The following is an 18,333-nucleotide window of genomic DNA, read 5'->3' as shown; positions in this document are numbered from 1 at the left end:
TCGTCCCGCCGGCCGAGTCAGGAGCTGTCGATGTCCCAGCAGGTGCACGAACACACCCACGAGCACGCCGGCCACGATCGTCACGCGGGGCACGGCGCGCACGGCGAGATGTTCCGGCGACGGTTCTGGGTCAGCCTGATCCTGTCGGTGCCGGTCGTGGTCTTCAGCCACATGGTCGCCGAACTCTTCGGCTATCACCTCCCGGATGTTCCGGGCGTCGAGTGGATCCCACCGGTACTGGGCACGGTGATCTTCTTCTACGGCGGCGTGCCGTTCCTGACCGGCGGCTGGGCCGAACTGCGTTCCCGCCGACCGGGGATGATGCTGCTCATCGCCATGGCCATCACGGTCGCCTTCGTCGCGTCGTGGGCCACCACTCTCGAGGTCGGCGGTTTCGACCTGGACTTCTGGTGGGAATTGGCGCTGCTGATCGTCATCATGCTGCTCGGTCACTGGCTCGAGATGCGGGCGCTGGGTTCGGCCTCCGGAGCACTCGAAGCGCTGGCCGCGATGTTGCCGGACACCGCAGAGAAGGTCACCGACGATGGTGTCGTCGAGGTGCCGTTGCACGAAGTGTCCCTCGACGATGTGGTGCTCGTGCGTGCCGGAGCGCGCGTGCCGGCCGACGGCACCGTCATCGACGGGACCGCCGAGGTCGACGAGTCGATGGTCACCGGTGAATCCAAGACCGTCACCCGCGACGTCGGCGACACGGTGGTCGCGGGCACCGTCGCCACCGACAGCGCGCTCCGGGTGCGGATCACGGCGGTGGGAGAGGACACCGCGTTGGCCGGCATCCAGCGCATGGTCGCCGATGCCCAGGCGTCCTCGTCCCGCGCGCAAGCGCTGGCGGATCGCGCCGCGGCCTTCCTCTTCTATTTCGCCGCAATCGCGGGTGCTCTCACCTTTGTCGTGTGGACGTTGCTCGGCAATCTCGACGAAGCCGTGGTGCGTACCGTGACCGTCCTGGTCATCGCCTGCCCTCACGCGCTGGGTCTGGCGATTCCGCTGGTGATCGCGATCTCGACCGAACGTGCGGCTCGGGCGGGTGTGCTCGTCAAGGATCGGCTGGCGCTCGAACGCATGCGCACCGTCGACGCAGTGCTGTTCGACAAGACCGGCACCCTCACACAGGGCAGGCACGAGGTCACCGGTGTCGTCGCCACAGCGGGAACCGACGAGGATCATCTGCTCGCCCTGGCAGCGGCGGTCGAAGCCGACAGCGAGCACCCGGTCGCGCGCGCCATCGTCGCCGCCACCCATGCCCGCGTGCCGTCCGCCGAGCGGAGGGTGGTGACGGACTTCCGCTCGTTGCCCGGCCGAGGCGTGCGTGGACTCGTCGACGGAGTGGAGGTGACGATCGGCGGACCGTCCATGCTGAGCTCCCTGCAACTGTCGGTGCCCGACGACGTCGCCGCTGTCACCGACGGATGGGTACGACGCGGCGCGTCGGTGCTGCACGTCGCCTCCGACGGGCGGGTACTCGGAGCCGTGGCGCTCGAGGACACCGTGCGCGACGAATCCCGCCAGGCCGTCGACGCGCTGCATGCGCGCGGCGTGACGGTCGCGATGATCACCGGTGATGCCCAGCAGGTGGCCGACGCCGTGGCCGCCGATCTCGGCATCGACGAAGTGTTCGCGGAAGTGCTCCCGGAACACAAGGACGCGAAGGTCGCCGAATTGCAGAAGCGCGGGCACACCGTCGCAATGGTCGGCGACGGGGTCAACGACGCGCCTGCCCTCGCGCGAGCCGACGTCGGTATCGCGATCGGAGCGGGCACGGACGTCGCGATCGAGTCGGCCGGTGTCGTCCTCGCCGCGAACGATCCGCGAGCAGTGCTGTCGATCATCAAGCTCTCGCACGCGAGTTACCGCAAGATGTGGCAGAATCTGCTGTGGGCAACCGGATACAACGTCGTCGCCGTTCCGTTGGCGGCCGGTGTGCTGGCCTTCGCCGGTATCGCGATCTCGCCGGCCGTGGCCGCGGTGCTCATGTCGGCGTCGACGATCGTCGTCGCGCTCAACGCGCAGACGCTCAGGCGCCTCGATCTCGACCCCGGGCACGCTACCGACGGACGAGTTTCCCGATAACTTCTCTTTTGTTGACGCGCGCGAGCGACACTTCTGTGAGACGATCTCAATCGCATAACGTATCGGAGTCGCTACGGAGGACGCGGCATGATTATACGGGGTTGTCGACGTCCGAGTGCAGGGAGGTGCTCGAGCGTCGAAGCGTCTCGGGGAGGAGACACGCTATGAGGGTTCTTCCGTCATGACCACAGTTCGTCCCGCGAACTACGATGCTGTGCACAGCATTTCACGTGCCGATGTCGGTACCGGCGCTCCGGCCGGTAATCGGATGTCCACCAGGTGGGGCTGGCAGAAGTCCTACGTCAACACTCTGTTCGTCACCGACGCTCTGGTCGTCGTGCTGGCCATTGCGCTCGCGCATGTGGTGCGGTTCGGGCAGGACTCACTGGTCACCATGGACGGCGTCGGAACGCTGAGTTACACGCTCGTCTCCGTTGCGTTCGGCGCCGCGTGGATCGCATTTCTTGCTCTGTTCCGTACACGGTCCAGGCGGGTGATCGGCGCCGGCTTCGAGGAATATCAGCGCGTCGTTTCGGCGACGCTCAATCTTTTCGGCCTCGTTGCCATCGTGGCGCTCATCTTCCGGATGGAGCTCGCCCGCGGTTATCTCGCCATCGCTCTGCCCGTCGGCCTGGCGGGACTGCTGTTCTTCCGGTGGGTCTGGCGACGGGTCGTCGCACGCCGTCGCCGGAAGGGCGAGTTCACGACGTCGGTGCTGGTGGTGGGCGGTGCTCGCGCAGTTCGTCACATGGCCAGCACGTTCCAGCGCCGCAGCGGTGAGGGCTATCGCGTGGTGGGTGTGTGCGTGCCGCGCTATTCCGGTGTGCCCGGCGAGAGTATCGATGTGGACGGTCGGCAGATCCCGATCCACGGCGACGAGAACACCGTCGTCGAAGCGTTGCGTGCCTCGGGTGCCGACACCGTCGCGGTGACCGCCACCGAGACCCTCGGTCACGAAGGCATCCGCGACCTGCTGTGGCAGCTCGAGCCCGAGCGTGCCGATCTTGTGGTGGCGACCGGCGTCGTCGACGTCGCCGGTCCGCGCATCGAGATGCGCCCGGTGGCCGGCTTGCCGCTGATCCATGTGGAGAAGCCGAGCTATCACGGTGCCAAGCGCAGCGGGAAGCGTCTGTTCGACCTCGCGTTCTCGCTCACCGCGCTGCTGTGTCTCGCCCCGGTCTTTGCTGTCGTAGCGCTGCTCATCAAGCTCGAGGACGGCGGCCCGATCTTCTACAAGTCCGAGCGCATCGGACTCGACGGAACTCCGTTCGGAATGATCAAGTTCCGCTCGATGGTGCAGAACGCCGACAAGCTGGTCGACCAATTGCTCGATCAGAACGAGGGCGCCGGCCTGCTCTTCAAGATGAAGGAGGACCCGCGCGTCACCCGTGTGGGCCGGGTTCTGCGTCGCTTCAGCATCGACGAGTTGCCGCAGTTCATCAACGTCGTGCGCGGCGAGATGAGCGTGGCGGGTCCGCGTCCGCCGCTGCGCCGTGAGGTGGAGAGCTACGACGGCCGGGTCAAGCGTCGTCTGCTGGTGCGTCCGGGCGTGACGGGCCTCTGGCAGGTCAGTGGCCGGTCGGACCTGTCGTGGGACGAGTCGGTGCGTCTGGACCTGTCGTATGTGGAGAACTGGTCCATGGTCTCCGACGTGCTGATCATCATGAAGACAGTGAAGGCGGTCGTCGCCAGCGAAGGCGCCTACTGATCTTCGGGCGAAACAGTCCTCGCCCCAAGATCAACTTCGCGGTAGTGTCTCAGGCTGTCGCCGTCCCCTGCACGGTGACATCGAACCCCGCCGGAAGGTTACTCGCATGCCCTTCCGGCGGGGACTCCCTCCTTCTCGAGGTCATGAGCTCGGTGGACGGATGAGACCTGCACTACCGCGTCCGTCGGGATAGCTGAAGTTGAATCCGAGCGAATTGCTTTTGCGCCCGGAGTCGTCGTCGCAAGTACCTCGCCGATTCCTCGTGGAGTAGGGGTCGGAAACGACCTTGACTTCGGTGTGCAGTGCCGCGACCGAAACGGCGTCGCTAACCTCAATCTTTCTTGAGTCCCGCGTGCCGGCCTGAGCGGCTTCGGATTGGGTGTGGAGACCGCAGATCCGGTGTGCACCCACGCTCGAGCAACCGAGCCGGTCGGGTCACGCCGGGGGTCCACGGCCCCGGAAAAGGTGTCCTTAAGTTCGTAGGTGCAGTTACTTCGTGAGAGTTACGTTGAGCTGTAACCCGGGCAGGCCGGGCGAGGCTGCATAAGGTTTGCCCACTCTCGAGTGGGGCTTGAAAGGACTGGCCACCCGACCTGTCTGGACACCTCGGACCGCTGATTGAGATCTGCGCATGATCGCTTGTTTAAGGAAATGCCGGCGGAGGCGTCCATCGGGGCCAGGCCGGAACACAAGCGAAAACGAGGAAATCCGATGACCGGTTCGCAACTGTGGGCAGGAGTCGACGTCGGCAAAGAACACCACTGGATATGCGTACTCGACACCTCCGGGACGGTGGTGCTGTCGCGGCGATGCGACAACGACGAAGCAACGATCCGTGCGGTGATCACCGAGATCGACGCACTCGCCGAGACGGTGTCGTGGACGGTGGATCTGACCACCGCCTACGTCACCTTGTTGCTGACTGTGCTGGCCGACGCCGGGAAACCGGTGCGCTACCTGTCCGGACGTTCGGTGTGGCAGGCATCGTCGGTCTACCGCGGCGGCGAAGCCAAGACCGACGCCCGCGACGCCCGGGTGATCGCCGATCAGTCCCGGATGCGGTCGGACCTGCCCGTTCTGCGTCCCGACGACGAGTTGATCCGTGAGCTGCAGATGCTCACCGGCCACCGCACCGATCTGGTCGCCGACCGTACCCGGACCATCAACCGGCTGCGTCAGCAACTCGTCGCGATCTGCCCCGGACTCGAACGCGTCGCGCAGATCTCCTCGGACCGGGGCTGGGTGGTGCTGCTGGCCCGCTACCAGCGACCGAAAGCGATCCGCCGCGTCGGGGCGGCCCGACTGGCCGCAATGCTCACCGGGGCCGGGGTGCGCCACGCCGAATCGATCGCCCGGGCCGCAGTCACCGCCGCGAAGGCGCAGACCGTGCGGTTGCCGGGGGAAGATGTCGCTGCCGAACTGGTCGCCGAATTGGCGCAGGCGGTGATCGACCTCGACACACGTATCAACGCCGTGGACGCGGAGATCGAGGCCCGATTTCGCCGTCACCCTCTGGCCGAAGTGATCCTGAGCCTGCCGGGTATGGGATTCCGGCTCGGAGCCGAATTCCTTGCCGCAGTAGGTGACCCCGCCCTGATCGGCTCGGCCGACCAACTCGCTGCCTGGACCGGGTTGGCGCCGAGACCCAAGGATTCGGGTAAACGCACCGGGCGTCTGCACACCCCTCAGCGCTACAGCAGGCGCCTGCGCCGGGTGATGTACATGTCGGCGTTGACCGCGGTCCGTTGCGATCCCCGATCCCGCGCCTACTATCAGCGCAAACGTGCCGAAGGTAAGCGACCCGTCCAGGCCACGATCTGCCTGGCTCGGCGGCGCGTGGACGTTCTCTACGCTCTGCTCCGCGACAACCGCACCTGGCAACCGACTGTGCCGGTCACCGCGGTGGCGGCTTGACAGGATCATTGAGAGTCCTTTCGTCTCGATGAAGCAGATACGTGCAGGTCACGCGGGTGCAGGCAACGCGGCGAGACGGCTCAGTCCGGCCACGATGACCTCGACATCCGGAGCCGATGCGGCCAGCCGCAGCCGAACCTTACGGGCATGCCGGGCGATCCTCCCCGCGATCGACAGCAACCGCAGCCGCACCCGTTTCGGTTCCCACCGCCGCGCCGCGAGATCGGTCAACGCGAGCATCTGCATCCACGCGAGCAGCTCACACGCAAGTTGCACGAGCGCCAACCAGATCCGATTCTGATCGAACCCGTGCAACGGGAGATTCTGCAACCCGGTGATTTTCGCTGCCCGGATCCGATCCTCGCACCGAGCCCGACGCCGGTGCCGCAACTCCAGATCGGGTAGTTGCCCGCTTCGGGTGTTCGTCACGAACGCGGTCAGGCGCAGCCCGTCACGATCGGTGAACCGCAACTGCGCACCCGGATGCGGGCGCTCCTTCCGGACCACAACCCGCATGCCCTTCGGCCACGACGACAGGTCGAGCAGGTCGGTGATCTCGGTGACCCAGGCCCCGTCGCGGACCTGCCCATCGGCGTCGTAGGCCGGAGTCCACGCTCGCTCCGGGACCAGATCGATCGCCTCGGCATGGGCGTCGGTCAATCCGAACCCCACCGAATACGAGATCCTGCGCTTGGTCAGATACTCGATCAGGTGGTGGGTGCCGCCGGCGCCGTCGATACGCACCAGCACCTTCTTCCCGACCCGGTATTCCGGATCGAACGGCAACTGTGCCAGTGCCTCCTGCACCACGGTGACGTGATCGGCAGCGGTACTCGACCCCGAATTCCCCGGCCGCAGCAGTATCGCGACGGGTTCACCGGTGCCGCCGGCACCGTGGTCGACGAACGCACACAACGGATGGAAACCGAAGCCTCGCTTGAACGTCGGGGCGGCCTGTTCCTTCTCAGAATGTGCGGTGACCAGGGTGGCATTGATATCGAGGACCAGCGGATGGTGCTCGTCGATGGCATGGTCGGGAGCCGACGTACCGGCGGCAGTCCAGGCATGGGTGCGGGCGGTGGCGCGGGCACGTCCGATCGCGGCGAGTGCGGTATCGGCGTCGGCGGCCAACACTCCGATCAGGCGGGAGACAGTCGGGTCGGAAGTCACCTGTCCGAAGACTTCCGGGTGCGCCCGCAGTTGTGCGATGTCGGCGAGGCAGTCTCCGCCGAGTGCCAGTGCTGTCGCGAGATCGAGCACGATCTTGCCGGGATCGTGTCGGGCCAGCGGTTTTCGATATGGTGCGAGTTCGGTCGTCAACGCCGCAGCGAGGCCGGTCTTCTCCGCGGTGCGCAGCAGCAGGACCGCTCCGGCGTGCGACACGACGCCGGTTCCGGTGGCCGATGCGGACACGCGTGGGTAGGGGGACGTAGACTTGCTCACCGGAATGGTGCTCCTCGAACTGCGGCGGATATGACCCTAGACAAGTCATATTTTCGCAGTTCAGTGCACCATTCTTCGTTCACGACACCCTGCAATCACGAATTACCGTGAAAGCGGCAGGCTAAGACGATGGTGACGCCGGACGCGTTCATTCCACCCATCTGCGGCCCGAACGGCACGTGTTCAGGCTTGAAGCACCTGATCCGGTGGTCTGGGCGTCACATCTGTCGAATGCTGCGACCCGACAGTGTCGTTCGAACAGATGACATAGGGTAACGCAGCGGTACCCAAAGCGATGTCTATGTCATGAAACCGGCCATGGCGACCCGTGAACTGCCAGAAATCCGTGCAGCGGACATGCACCGCCCGGAATCTCCCCAGGCAGGCCAAAACGTTGAGGAACAAACCGACAGCGAGCATCAGATCCTCGGCGAAATGGGTCGCATCTGCAGACAATGTAGGCACGACGCCCCCGGGGTTGAGTCCGTGTTCACCAACTGGATTTTGCGACTGGTCGGGCGTGGTCCCTTGCCTGCGCGATGTTCTCACGAAGACGGACTTGGTGGAGACGTAGGGCACGGTGGTTACTGTGGATGCCGAGACTTATTTCACTCATTATCCCAGTACTAGTCCTCGGGACTGTGAACTTGCCGCGTCCTCTTATGGCCAAGATCGAATCTTACTGATTTCATCAGAATGCGGACATCTGCGAGTGTCTTCGGGTAAATCCAGCCGATCGAAAGTTCGTCTCTAAACGAGGGCGCACTGTGCCGTTGGCCGGACAGCGGATTTAGATCGCGATGATATGGATGTTTGACGCGCTCTGCACCCCGAAGGGGCCCCATCCGGCATGGGCGTGGCGAACGATCTTGCAGCGATCATCCAAGGGTAATCTGCTAAGTGGATCCGTTCACGGTAACCAGATCCACTTTCGTAGGTGCGATGTTAATATTCTTGTCTACCATTGCGATCGCCTACATATTGCTACCGGCTTCCGATCGCGCGCAGGGTTCGGCTACATTCTGGCTGGGCGTTACCACCCGCGCAGTTGCGACGCTCGTGTCGATGTATGCTGCGATCGATGAGCTTCTGCCTCGGTGCCTTCGAGCTCCCTATCGTTCTATCGGAGCGCTCGGCAGTCGTCGGCGGATCTTTGGTGTTGTCAATCCGCGGCTAGAAACGCGAAAGTGAGTGAATCGAGCGATAATGATTGGCATTCTTGCTTAGGAAATTATTACCTCGATTGGTGTAATCCTCGCCTTGGATCTTCGGTTTCATTTAAACAGCAATTATTGACAGTAACGTTTCATGGGGTGTCACCATTGGCATATCGACGTCCCTGATCGGACGCAGCCTCACAGGGCTCGATCTACTCGCCAGAATGTTCGAAGCCGCACCACCACGCCGTTTGCAATTCCCTGGTTCGCCTCGGCTGCATCATCTGTTGCCGCGCCGGCCGGAAAGATCGACCAGGTTGACGCCGCTTGAGAATAGAGTTTGTTCCGACGCCGCGGCGGGAAGTCGATCTATGACCTCTCCACAGCCTGGAGACAGCACCAACTTTCAAGGACGGTAAAGATGGTAGAGAACGACGTACACACCACTAAGGCCGATCAACTGAAGTTTCAGGATCCGACCACTCGCTACCCGTCCATCTCGCCTCCGAAGCAGGATCAGCCCGAGCCGGGACTCGACGCCGACATGGTGCCCAAGGCCGACATCGGCGAGTTCTCGTATCGAGGCACGGGCCGGCTCGAAGGACGTAAGGCACTGATCACCGGTGGAGATTCGGGCATCGGCGCTGCCACGGCCATCGCGTTCGCGCGGGAGGGTGCCGACGTCGCGATCTCGTACCTGCCGGACGAAGAGCCCGACGCGAAGAACGTCGCACGCATCATCACCGAGAGCGGTCGCAAGGCAGTCACGCTTCCCGGTGATCTGACGGATGCGTCGTTCTGCTCCGATGTCGTCGACCAGGCGGTCGAGCAGCTCGGCGGGTTGGACATCCTGGTCAACAACGCGGGCAAGCAGATTGCCGTCGAGGGACTCGACGACCTGCCCGACGATCAGCTCGAGCAGACCTTCCAGGTGAACATCCTTGCGATGTTCCGCACCACGCGCGCGGCGTTGAAGCATCTGCAGCCGGGCTCGACGATCATCAACACCACATCGATCGTGGCGTACCAGCCGTCGCCGTCGTTAATCGACTACTCGTCGACAAAGGCGGCCATCAACAACTTCACGAAGAACATGGCGACCCAACTGGCGGAGAAGGGCATCCGTGTGAACGCGGTTGCGCCCGGACCGATCTGGACGCCCCTGCAGCCGTCGGACGGTCAGCCGAAGGAAGAGCTGCCCGAGTTCGGGCAGAACACTCCGCTCGGACGTGCGGGGCAGCCGACCGAACTGGCACCCGCCTACGTGTTCTTGGCGTCGCCTGAGTCCAGTTATGTAGTGGGCGCGACGATCCACGTCAACGGCGGGATGCCCTCGCCGTAGAACGAGCCGTAATCAACGAGTCGTGCGCGCCAGTGAATCTCCACTGGCGCGCACGACTCGTTCTGGAGTTTCAGACTGCGCTGGATACAGCGTGCCGGTAAGTGCTTCCCCGGGCTGCCGAGATCGGCACGACAGAAGCAACGTCGGCCGAGGTTTCCGCCAGCGCGGCGAGGATCTGCTCGGGGCCGGCGCATGTGCTTGCGCACGTGATCCCTCGAGCGCGGAGCTTCTGCAGGGTGAGTGCTTCGGCGGCGGTGCAGTAGCCGTCGAGGATGTCCTCGGTGAGGATCGCGTAGTCCACTTCGCCCTCGAAGGCGGTGGTGGTCTCGATCCCCGCGAGGTCGAGGCGCTCCTGCAGTTCTTTCCACCTGTCGAGTGCGACGGTGCTGGAGGGGGTGCCGAGGAAAAGTACCCGTGCCGGTCGGTCCGAAAGTGATGATGTCGTCACAGGCTGCTCCAGGGTGCGAGTAGGTCAGGTGAAACCGAATTGCCACTCCCGGTAGAGAGTTACACCTTCACCTGCGGAATGTGGTGTTTCACACTGTGTACAGGACTCGTTCACCCTCCGCTACCCGGGCAACCATCAGGAAACCTGAATGTGACAGAAGTGGTTACGATTCCGCCCGCGCATTTGGGACTTTCGTCCCGAAAATCTGCTCCAAACACGCGAAAGCGACAATCTCCCTCGTGAAAGCGTTCGGAGCCTCTCGGGCCGGCTACTACTTACGGGGAGGCTTGAGCACGACCGCGCCGGGGCCGATCCCGAGCGGTAGCGCAGCAAGAACCTCGATCACCGACCAAGCAGTGATCGCAGACGTGCGCCCACTCGACGCCGGGTCGATCGCGTTCTCGAACGTCAGCTCGTACCGGCCGAGCGGCGACTCCCACTCGACGACGTGGCGCGTGCTCGCAACGGCGGGGTCGGCAATGACCACCACCTCGACCCGATCAAGCCCGAGCGTCGCGAGGGCGAGAGCCACCGACGAGTTCGAGGTCCGCGGAAAGGTCAGCGCGGCTTCTCGGGCAGATCCTCGAAAAACGGTGCGTTCCGAGTCCAGACGTTCTTCGATGCCTAGTGCACTGGGTCGTTTGATCGTGGTGTGGGTCAAGCGTGCGTCGCGGGATCCTGCTCGTGCCGCTGCGGCCAAAACATCGAAGCCGCCAATCGCGCCCGTCGGGAGCAATACACGTCCTGGTCCGGACCCGAACGATTTCACATCGAAGTCGCGCTCGGCGAAGACGCCGCATGAACAGACGATGATGTCCTTTCCGCGTTTCACCACCTCGGGGAGCAGAGTCCGAGCGGCGTCGACCGTGGCAGCTTCCACCACGATGTCGGAGGCCTTGAGCGCGGCTGCAGTCTCTTGCACACTGCTGCGTGACGTCAGGACCGCCGTGAGTCTTATGTCTGGCACCGAGCGCTCGCGCAGAGCGTCGATCACCGTCTGCCCGATCGTTCCAGCACCGACTACGCACACTGCGAGCGGACGACGCTCAACTCCCTCGGGTACCAGTTGCCTCACATCCTTTGCGACTGCAGCCGCCGCGCTTGTGAACTACGGGCTCATGGTACCGGGCGGCGGGAAAGGGGGAGGCGTCGGTGACATTATCTTCATCGAGTGTGTCATGACGACCACCAGGTAGATGCAGCCAGCCGCGAGTGCTCCGAACACGATGAGTCGGAACACATATCCGCCTGCACCCGGTAACTCGAGGTCGGTCTCTGCGAAGACCGCGTTCATTGTGTTCCACATGAAAGCACCACTCAAGTTGCCGAATACCTTGGACACGGCGACGATCGCGGCGACCAATGCGATGCCCCATGTAGCCAGGTTGTGGGACAACCGCGTGCCGAGCGCGACGAACAGGTATCCGAGGGCGCCCCAGGCCGCGAACATCAGGAGGTCCACGATCAGCGTCACCGTCGGATTCATGACGAACACGATGAGAACGAGCGAAACAACTGCTGCGCCACCGTAGATGCCGATGACGATGAGAGCGTCGTTCTTTCGCGCCGCCTGCACCAGTGGGTGAAAACTGAGCAGCTCACCTCGAACGCCGGCCATCATTGCCGCTTCCACTTTGTTCGTCATCCGGATCTCCTTGTCGTGTACCCGATGCGGGCCAGCGTAAGGAGCCGAAGACCGGTGAGGAATCCGTCGATCGAACTACGCAGGGCTCGACTCTGTCATGCCACCGACGGCATCGCCTCCTTACTACGAGTGTGGTGCTTATGCAATGTCGCGCGACGGCATGGACAGCGCACTGCACGCCCGAACTCGTCATCGGGTAGCCAGCCGTACTCATCGCATCGGCCACACCGCGGTGGGAGCTTCGGCTGCGGCGGTTGCAGCGATTGCCACAGAGGGATCCACGCTGCCGCGGAACGCGCTGGGTCCCACGGTCGATGACGATCTAAGGCAGCACGGACGAGCGCGTCTATTCCGTGAACGGCTATGGATTGCTCGACGATCGTGCGCTTCGCGGGAGTCAAAGTGTCGAACCGTGCGGTGAGGCCGGCCCGGCGGCACGCCGTGGCTAGGCGATCGACGCGAGATGACTGCTGCCGTTCGCGTTCTGCTTCGTGGGTGCGATTCGTCGCGTCGCGGACAGCAGCAGGTTCTTCTTTTGATTCAAGGACGGTTCGGGTGACCGGGGCGTCACCCCGCGCGGCCATTCCTGTCACCCCGCGAGGTGTAGCCCTGTCACCTCGTTCGGAGCTGCGGGGTGACGGAGTGTCGCCTCGCTTCATCGACAGGTTGTAGAGGACGGGACGGCGGTCTTCGCGAGGAATGGTGGCTGCAACTCGCTCTTGATCGCCCCGCGAGATGAGCCCAAGCGAGACAAGTGCCTTTAGACAACGCTGCACCTGACGCTCGCTTATGCGGGCGTAACCAGCGAGTTTGCGGACGGAAGGATACGCATCCGCGCCATAACGAGACGCATGGTTGGCGAGGCCAAGTAAGACCACGGTCAGTGCCGGCGCCGACGGCATACCAGGTGGAGTGGGAGAGGGGATATCGGCGTGTTCGAGAGCCCAGGTGATCGCGTCGATGCTCACAACGGCACCTGCGCATGGGTATGCTGACGCATGTTCGACTCCTGATCAGTCGGACATCCGGCCCGTCGCGATGCCAGTCGCGACGGGCCATCTGTTTGAGTTGTTCGCACACCCGTTCGGGTGTAGTTGATCATTTTGGCATCGGCGACGGAAGGCGTCAACGATCGCCACCAGAGATACATGCCGGGCTGAAGACAGGCGTCCATCGTTCGAACGAAAACTCGCGAACTGTCCTCCATTCGGATGAAAATGAGGGTGAAATCGAGAAGGTAACGTAACGGAAGAATCGGACCGTCCGAAGTTGCAGTATCAGTGCAACTTTGATTGGGGTTCCCGTGAGTGAGCGTCTGTTAGTCGACCAATCGGCCGACACGATCCAGTTCCAGCGCATCGACGACGGTTCGGAGCGTCTCCGAGTCGGTAGGTCGTCGTCGGTGCGAAGTGACGGCGCAGGTTCGGGGCGAGAGCGTCCTTCGGCAGTTCATACCTCTTCGAAACGGATCGTGTTCCGGGCGAAGAACGGCCCAGATCTATGGCTTATCACTGCGATCATGGCACTTGTAGCAGCGATTGGGGTCTTCATCGTCGGTGTTTTCGTCAATCAAACTAGTAATTCTAGCCCGACGTACCAGTCGGTCTACGTGCCCGAGAACGTACTTGGAGGTTCGCAGAAGTAACGTCACGCTGGTCTTGGCTGCTACGAGCCCCGCTGGCAGAGGGGAGGGGCCAGCGGGGCTCGCTCGCCGTAATCCCAGGGGAGGGGACATACGGCATGTTGCGGGGAGGCAACACGATGCAAATTTTAACCAGAACCGATGCCATTCGGCACCCTCGGTCGGGACCTAAGTCCCCATTGGGTCAGTGACCGTCTGTTACCTTCAGTTCGCGGCGGATTCGTCTCTCTCCAAGCGCGCCCGCAGCCATGCACGGAGTTCGTCACCGTACTCTTCACTGTTCAGTGCAGCATCGACGGCAGCTCGAAGAAAACCACCAGGATTGCCTAGATCGTGGCGGGTTCCGCGGTGCACAACGACATGAACAGGACGTCCTTCCTGGATCAGAAGCGCGACCGCATCGGTCAGTTGGAGTTCTCCACCGGCGCCGGGCTTGATCCGCCGCAAAGCATCGAAAATCTCGCGGTCTAAGAGGTATCGGCCGGCGGCGGCGAGCGTAGAAGGTGCATCGCCGAGCGCCGGCTTCTCCACCATCCCACGGACTCGCAGAACATCTTGATCCGCGTGGCCGGGCACTTGGTCGACTTCGAATATGCCATATGAGCTCACTTGGCTCTTTGGCACGTCGATGGCGCACAGCACGCTTCCACCACGCTCCGCACGGACGAGGGCCATCTTCTCGAGAATGCCGGTCGGCTGAACGAGATCATCCGGTAATAGCACCGCGATCGCGTCCTCGTCGTCACTAAGAGCTGCTTCCGCACAACCGACAGCATGGCCAAGTCCGAGAGGGCTATCCTGAACAACTGCATCAACCGACAACAAATTTGGTGCGCGCCGCACCTTTTCAAGCAGTCCAAATTTGCCATTGACTGCAAGGTGCTCCTCGAGATCGAAATCTTCAGCGAAATGCGCTACCACACTGTCCTTACCAGGTGCCGTTACGATCAGAAGACGTTGCGCACCGCAGCGAGCTGCTTCCGACGCAACAACTTCGATGCCTGGTGTGTCCAGCACGGGCAGTAGTTCTTTCGGCACCGACTTCGTAGCTGGCAGGAACCGAGTCCCCATCCCAGCGGCTGGCACTACTGCGGTTTGAAACACACCCGTCATGACCATCCCTCGTCCAAACTGACCATCTTGCTTCTGCCTCGTCACACCCCAGCTGATAGCAGCTCGTCAACGACGAGGGAACGCTCGAACTACCCGAAGGAAGGTGTCCGAAACCCTGTGTGATTGATGTCTCAGAACCTGCGACCGTTCCGCCGGATACTATCCCAGTTCGCCTTCGAAGGCGCATCTATAGATGTCGGCCATGCGATTGGTGAGGTAGAACTCGCTGAAATCGATCTGGCCACAACTGGATTGATTCGCGTCGAATGCCGTGAAGTCACGCTCCGAACCTTAAAGTCGCACCACCGTAGCCTGCGCCACTAAGATCGCGATCGGTACGCAGCGTGGTCTCCGGTCCAGAGGTCCAACTTCGCACTGACGATAGCGGTACGTAACGCTAGAGTCTCTACGACAGAAGATCCAGATAGCTACGCGACGGCCTGCCTCGCCCTACCGATGGCCGACTGACGTGGGCTACACCTCTTGATTGCCGCCGGGGAGGGCAGCAAACGGGAGGTCTCGGCGGCCGCCGAAGAAGTGCTTAGCGCACGTTAGGTCTCGGGGAGGAGACACACGATGGTGATTTGCGATGCCAGCGACAGGTGAATCGTTGTCTGAATTATTCATGCAGATTCCAGCTGTATCTATGTGCGCTGCACAAGTTGTGCTGCCATCTTGTTGCCGAAGCGCATCGGGGATGGCACCCCCAACTGAGAACCACTCGAAGTTCTCCGTAAGCACCCTTCCTTCCAGCGATGTCAGGCCGACCGTCGCCTACCCATGTCAAGGACGCTTACGAGGAACAAGCAGCGCGCCTGTGAGTCCCCGCTCCGATCGGGAATTTATCGACGACTGCCGGGGTACGCCCCGGTTAGACGTCTTAACAGACAATCATGCTCCTGGCCGTGAGGAGCTGAGGGATCGCAATCAAATTGTTAGGTCGGCTAAAGTCGGCACGATCTTCCCCGCTTCAATAAGCAGCCCAGGACGTGCGCAGTCGACAGGCCGAAATGTCAACGAACACTGGGGGAGACGTCCTCGCCGATCCACGTTTCGCACTACCGCTGCGTCGCTACGCTACAGCGAACGATGCTTCCTGCGGTCGGCGGAGGGCATGTCTCATGATCCTTCTTCTACGGCGAGCTACTCAAAATCTCATTGCATGCTCGATCAAAGACAAATTATGAATGTAGTCCTCCAAAAAGGCGGGACAATCTAAAATGACAAACCCACGTGCTCGTACGCATACCCGACAATCGTCGATTAACGGTCTTTCCGGAGATCACGAGTCGAAATCGGACGATCTGAAGCCCAGCCGCCTTGTAAAAATCGCGCTTGTTTTCGCCGTGATAGGAGCATCCGGCGCCTTCCAGGTTTACGCCGCGAGGACCATCGTAGGAACGTTGCTGATCTACGGTTCGATCGTGGCGGCCGCATTCCTGCTATTTTTTCACTTCACGCTCGATGGCAAAGCCGGTCGTACGCGAATTCCTATCGCTGCGCTTCTACTCACGTGTGGGATCCCGCTCGCCAGTTCGTATTGGTCACTCCAACCTACGGCCACCATGGTGGCATCCTTGGTCACCCTTCTGCTGGCCGCGACCGGTGCCGCGGCTGCATGGGAGATTTCGATCGACTCGCGCATGCGTCTCCTGGCCTACACTCTTGGTGCTTTACTCGTCGTATCGCTCGCTGTAGTCCTAATTGACCCGTCGGTCGGGATAGACGACGACACTCGTAGAGATGCCTACCGGGGCGTTTTCACCCACAAGAACTCGCTCGGTCGAATCGCTGCGATAGAGTTTATTCTTGCATTGTCTCTCGCGTTGAACGACCGGGCTCGTCGACGAGTATGGCTTTTCGCAGCCTTGTTCTCTGCTTTCATGCTTTATCAGTCTGGTAGTCAAACGGCACTAGTGGCAGCGATCGGCGCTTCCATCGCGATGACGGTCGTATGGATGTTCTCAAGAACAACCATGATGCGATACGCAGCCATCCCCGTTCTCCTTCTCTATCTGGTGAGCTCGTTCATTGTCGAACTCGTCGGTCCCCGTATTGCCGAGTATCTTTCACGCGACGAAACGCTCACTGGACGAACTCACCTCTGGATGGTGGCTCGCCGGTATGCCGAAGAGCAACCCTTACTTGGATGGGGTTTCGGTTCCGTTTGGACCGACAGCAGTTCGCTCGGTCAAGCACTGCGGTCGCACCTCAGCTTCGATGCGAGCAGCGCACATAGCGGGATCATCGACATAAGACTGCAAGTGGGTTGGCTAGGCTACGTTCTAATGCTCGTCGGCCTGTCGTTGCTGTTGACTCGGTACTGCAAGGTCGCTCAAACTCGCATGCCCTATGTCGGGGGTTTTGCGCTTGTTGTCCTCATATTAATGATGGACCTTACAGAATCGACCGTATATTTCGGAGTCGTATGGTTAACGTTCTGGGCGCTGATAGCGCCGTCTCGAGCTGACCAAGATTTCGAGAATGACCAACAGGCGCCCGACAGTCGCCGAGTAGCTGAAGCCAAGGTTGACTCGGCTAACAAAGGAGCTATTCAATGACGAGTCGCCGTCTCTTCGTCGCTAGAAGTATGTCAAGAAACGGAAATCGCGCTCCAGTCGCGAAGCGGCGTGTATTAATGTTTCATTCTCGTTATCGTTTCCCGGGGGGCGAAGAGCAGAGCTTCGAAAACGAGCGTCGCTTGCTTTCCGAACTTGGTTATGAGGTATTGCCGTGTGTTTTGATTAATGCCAAAGTAGCCAAGACCCCCGTCGCCGCTACGGCGGCTATCTTCAACCTGAAGACGTTGTTCGTCGTTGTTAAACTAATACGCCAGCATAATCCAGTCTTCATCTACGTGAATAACACGTGGCCCGCCTGGTCTCCTTCTCTGCTGCTCGCGGCTCGTGTCACACGCACCCCCACGATGCAAGCAATTCGGAACTATCGGCTGGTTACGCCGTCTGCGAAATTACGGAACGACGGTTCATGTGCGGTGTGTGGAAGCCGGCGTTATTTCCGATCCTGCGTGTTTAAGGGATGCTACAACGAGAGCATCGCACAGTCATTTGTCGTATTCGTGATGGCCCTCGCGATGAAACTAATCGTCAAGGGGTGGCGTGACCATCTATTCGTTGCAACGAGCGAAGAGACGAAGCGGCTCGTCACGGAGCACGGTATTAATCCAGAGCGCGTACGTGTTCGTCCAAACTTTACATTCGAGTCTCCCCTACCGAAATTTGACGGTGGAGATGACGCTGTCTATGTAGGACGGTTGTCGCCCGAAAAGGGGGTTGCAGCCCTTGCTCGCGCTTGGCCCAAGGATAGTGCCCGAGTCCTTAAGATAATAGGGGAAGGTCCCGATACCGAAACCATTCGAGATATCTGTCGCGTCAAAGACAATGTGAAAATTGAGGGGCCGGTAACACATCAAGAAGTCGTCGAGATTCTTGCCCAAGCAGGAGTGGCAGTAGTTCCATCCCAGTGGGCGGAGCCATTCGGCCGAGTCGCTATCGAAGCCCTGTCGGTTGCCACTCCTGTGATTTACACCTTCGAGGGTGCTCTTGCATCGATCGTTCAAGACGGGGGCGTAGGACTATCTAAAATCGATCGAGATGAGATTTCGTTGGCATTGGACGAGATTTTTGGTCCAGAGCGGGACGCCTACCGTGAACGAGCGTATAAGAGGTTTATTGCTCAATACACAGGCACTCGCGCAATGGAGCAAATGAGCATTATGATCCGTGAGCTCTCCAGATGAGGAAGCATATTGACACTGCGTTGTTTGTGGCCGTACAGGCTGCGTCAAGCGCTCTCAGTTTCGTCCTGAT

13 protein-coding genes are annotated in these 18,333 nt (G+C 61.3%); 6 read left to right on the top strand and 7 right to left on the bottom strand.

Annotated elements, in window-relative coordinates:
* Positions 1-30 precede the first annotated feature (30 nt).
* The 3 genes from AC0LPE_RS19945 (at position 31) to AC0LPE_RS19935 (ending at position 5,713) form a co-directional block, all read left to right on the top strand.
* On the top strand, positions 31-2,091 hold the full coding sequence (locus tag AC0LPE_RS19945; protein ID WP_490605067.1) for a heavy metal translocating P-type ATPase: 2,061 nt from the start codon (positions 31-33) through the stop codon (positions 2,089-2,091).
* 268 nt (positions 2,092-2,359) lie between these two features.
* Positions 2,360-3,799, top strand: a complete 1,440-nt coding sequence (locus AC0LPE_RS19940) for a sugar transferase (protein WP_490606380.1) — start codon at positions 2,360-2,362, stop codon at positions 3,797-3,799.
* A gap of 711 nt (positions 3,800-4,510) precedes the next feature.
* Positions 4,511-5,713 carry an IS110 family RNA-guided transposase gene (locus tag AC0LPE_RS19935; protein ID WP_106201818.1) on the top strand — a complete coding sequence of 401 codons (1,203 nt, stop codon included), beginning with the start codon at positions 4,511-4,513 and terminating at the stop codon, positions 5,711-5,713.
* Positions 5,714-5,761: 48 nt separating this feature from the next.
* On the opposite strand, the gene AC0LPE_RS19930 is transcribed toward AC0LPE_RS19935, so the two are convergent.
* Complete coding sequence (locus tag AC0LPE_RS19930; RefSeq protein ID WP_490605066.1) at positions 5,762-7,156, bottom strand: IS1380 family transposase; 1,395 nt, start codon at positions 7,154-7,156, stop codon at positions 5,762-5,764.
* A 183-nt stretch (positions 7,157-7,339) separates the two neighbouring features.
* Positions 7,340-7,735: a hypothetical protein gene (locus tag AC0LPE_RS19925; protein WP_490605065.1), complete on the bottom strand. Its 396-nt coding sequence runs from the start codon at positions 7,733-7,735 to the stop codon at positions 7,340-7,342.
* A gap of 999 nt (positions 7,736-8,734) precedes the next feature.
* Between AC0LPE_RS19925 and AC0LPE_RS19920 the strand changes: the two genes are divergently transcribed.
* Positions 8,735-9,655 carry an SDR family oxidoreductase gene (locus AC0LPE_RS19920; RefSeq protein ID WP_490606379.1) on the top strand — a complete coding sequence of 307 codons (921 nt, stop codon included), beginning with the start codon at positions 8,735-8,737 and terminating at the stop codon, positions 9,653-9,655.
* A 70-nt stretch (positions 9,656-9,725) separates the two neighbouring features.
* On the opposite strand, the gene AC0LPE_RS19915 is transcribed toward AC0LPE_RS19920, so the two are convergent.
* The 5 genes from AC0LPE_RS19915 to AC0LPE_RS19895 all read right to left on the bottom strand — a co-directional run bounded on the left by AC0LPE_RS19915 (position 9,726) and on the right by AC0LPE_RS19895 (position 14,509).
* Positions 9,726-10,103 (bottom strand): hypothetical protein, encoded by a 378-nt coding sequence (locus AC0LPE_RS19915; protein ID WP_490605064.1) that lies wholly within the window; start codon positions 10,101-10,103, stop codon positions 9,726-9,728.
* A 271-nt stretch (positions 10,104-10,374) separates the two neighbouring features.
* Positions 10,375-11,133 (bottom strand): aspartate dehydrogenase domain-containing protein, encoded by a 759-nt coding sequence (locus tag AC0LPE_RS19910; RefSeq protein ID WP_490606378.1) that lies wholly within the window; start codon positions 11,131-11,133, stop codon positions 10,375-10,377.
* A gap of 78 nt (positions 11,134-11,211) precedes the next feature.
* Positions 11,212-11,748, bottom strand: a complete 537-nt coding sequence (locus tag AC0LPE_RS19905; protein WP_490605063.1) for a hypothetical protein — start codon at positions 11,746-11,748, stop codon at positions 11,212-11,214.
* Between the two features lie 95 nt (positions 11,749-11,843).
* Positions 11,844-12,650 carry a helix-turn-helix domain-containing protein gene (locus AC0LPE_RS19900; RefSeq protein ID WP_490606377.1) on the bottom strand — a complete coding sequence of 269 codons (807 nt, stop codon included), beginning with the start codon at positions 12,648-12,650 and terminating at the stop codon, positions 11,844-11,846.
* A 944-nt stretch (positions 12,651-13,594) separates the two neighbouring features.
* A complete protein-coding gene (locus AC0LPE_RS19895; RefSeq protein ID WP_490606376.1) occupies positions 13,595-14,509 on the bottom strand; it encodes a UTP--glucose-1-phosphate uridylyltransferase in 915 nt (304 codons plus the stop codon).
* A gap of 1,214 nt (positions 14,510-15,723) precedes the next feature.
* On the opposite strand from AC0LPE_RS19895, the gene AC0LPE_RS19890 reads away from it, so the two are divergent.
* Both AC0LPE_RS19890 and AC0LPE_RS19885 read left to right on the top strand, forming a co-directional pair.
* Positions 15,724-17,064 carry an O-antigen ligase family protein gene (locus tag AC0LPE_RS19890; protein ID WP_490605062.1) on the top strand — a complete coding sequence of 447 codons (1,341 nt, stop codon included), beginning with the start codon at positions 15,724-15,726 and terminating at the stop codon, positions 17,062-17,064.
* The gene (locus AC0LPE_RS19885) at positions 17,061-18,263 is read left to right on the top strand and encodes a glycosyltransferase family 4 protein (protein WP_490605061.1); all 1,203 of its coding nucleotides are present in this window, start codon (positions 17,061-17,063) and stop codon (positions 18,261-18,263) included. The genes AC0LPE_RS19890 and AC0LPE_RS19885 overlap by 4 nt, the downstream gene beginning before the upstream one ends.
* The last annotated feature ends 70 nt before the right edge of the window (positions 18,264-18,333 follow it).

It is taken from the genome of Rhodococcus sp. S3, assembly GCF_058211795.1.
The sequence above is the reverse complement of the archived record's forward strand: the minus strand, read 5'-3'. Positions and strand labels throughout refer to the sequence as shown.

Bases quoted from the DNA above. Each gene is read 5' to 3' on its own strand.
- AC0LPE_RS19905 (WP_490605063.1), bottom strand. From the start codon at position 11,748: ATGACGAACAAAGTGGAAGCGGCAATGATGGCCGGCGTTCGAGGTGAG.
- AC0LPE_RS19935 (WP_106201818.1), top strand. From the start codon at position 4,511: ATGACCGGTTCGCAACTGTGGGCAGGAGTCGACGTCGGCAAAGAACAC.
- AC0LPE_RS19900 (WP_490606377.1), bottom strand. From the start codon at position 12,650: ATGCCGTCGGCGCCGGCACTGACCGTGGTCTTACTTGGCCTCGCCAAC.
- AC0LPE_RS19890 (WP_490605062.1), top strand. From the start codon at position 15,724: ATGACAAACCCACGTGCTCGTACGCATACCCGACAATCGTCGATTAAC.
- AC0LPE_RS19945 (WP_490605067.1), top strand. From the start codon at position 31: ATGTCCCAGCAGGTGCACGAACACACCCACGAGCACGCCGGCCACGAT.
- AC0LPE_RS19940 (WP_490606380.1), top strand. From the start codon at position 2,360: ATGTCCACCAGGTGGGGCTGGCAGAAGTCCTACGTCAACACTCTGTTC.
- AC0LPE_RS19895 (WP_490606376.1), bottom strand. From the start codon at position 14,509: ATGGTCATGACGGGTGTGTTTCAAACCGCAGTAGTGCCAGCCGCTGGG.
- AC0LPE_RS19885 (WP_490605061.1), top strand. From the start codon at position 17,061: ATGACGAGTCGCCGTCTCTTCGTCGCTAGAAGTATGTCAAGAAACGGA.
- AC0LPE_RS19920 (WP_490606379.1), top strand. From the start codon at position 8,735: ATGGTAGAGAACGACGTACACACCACTAAGGCCGATCAACTGAAGTTT.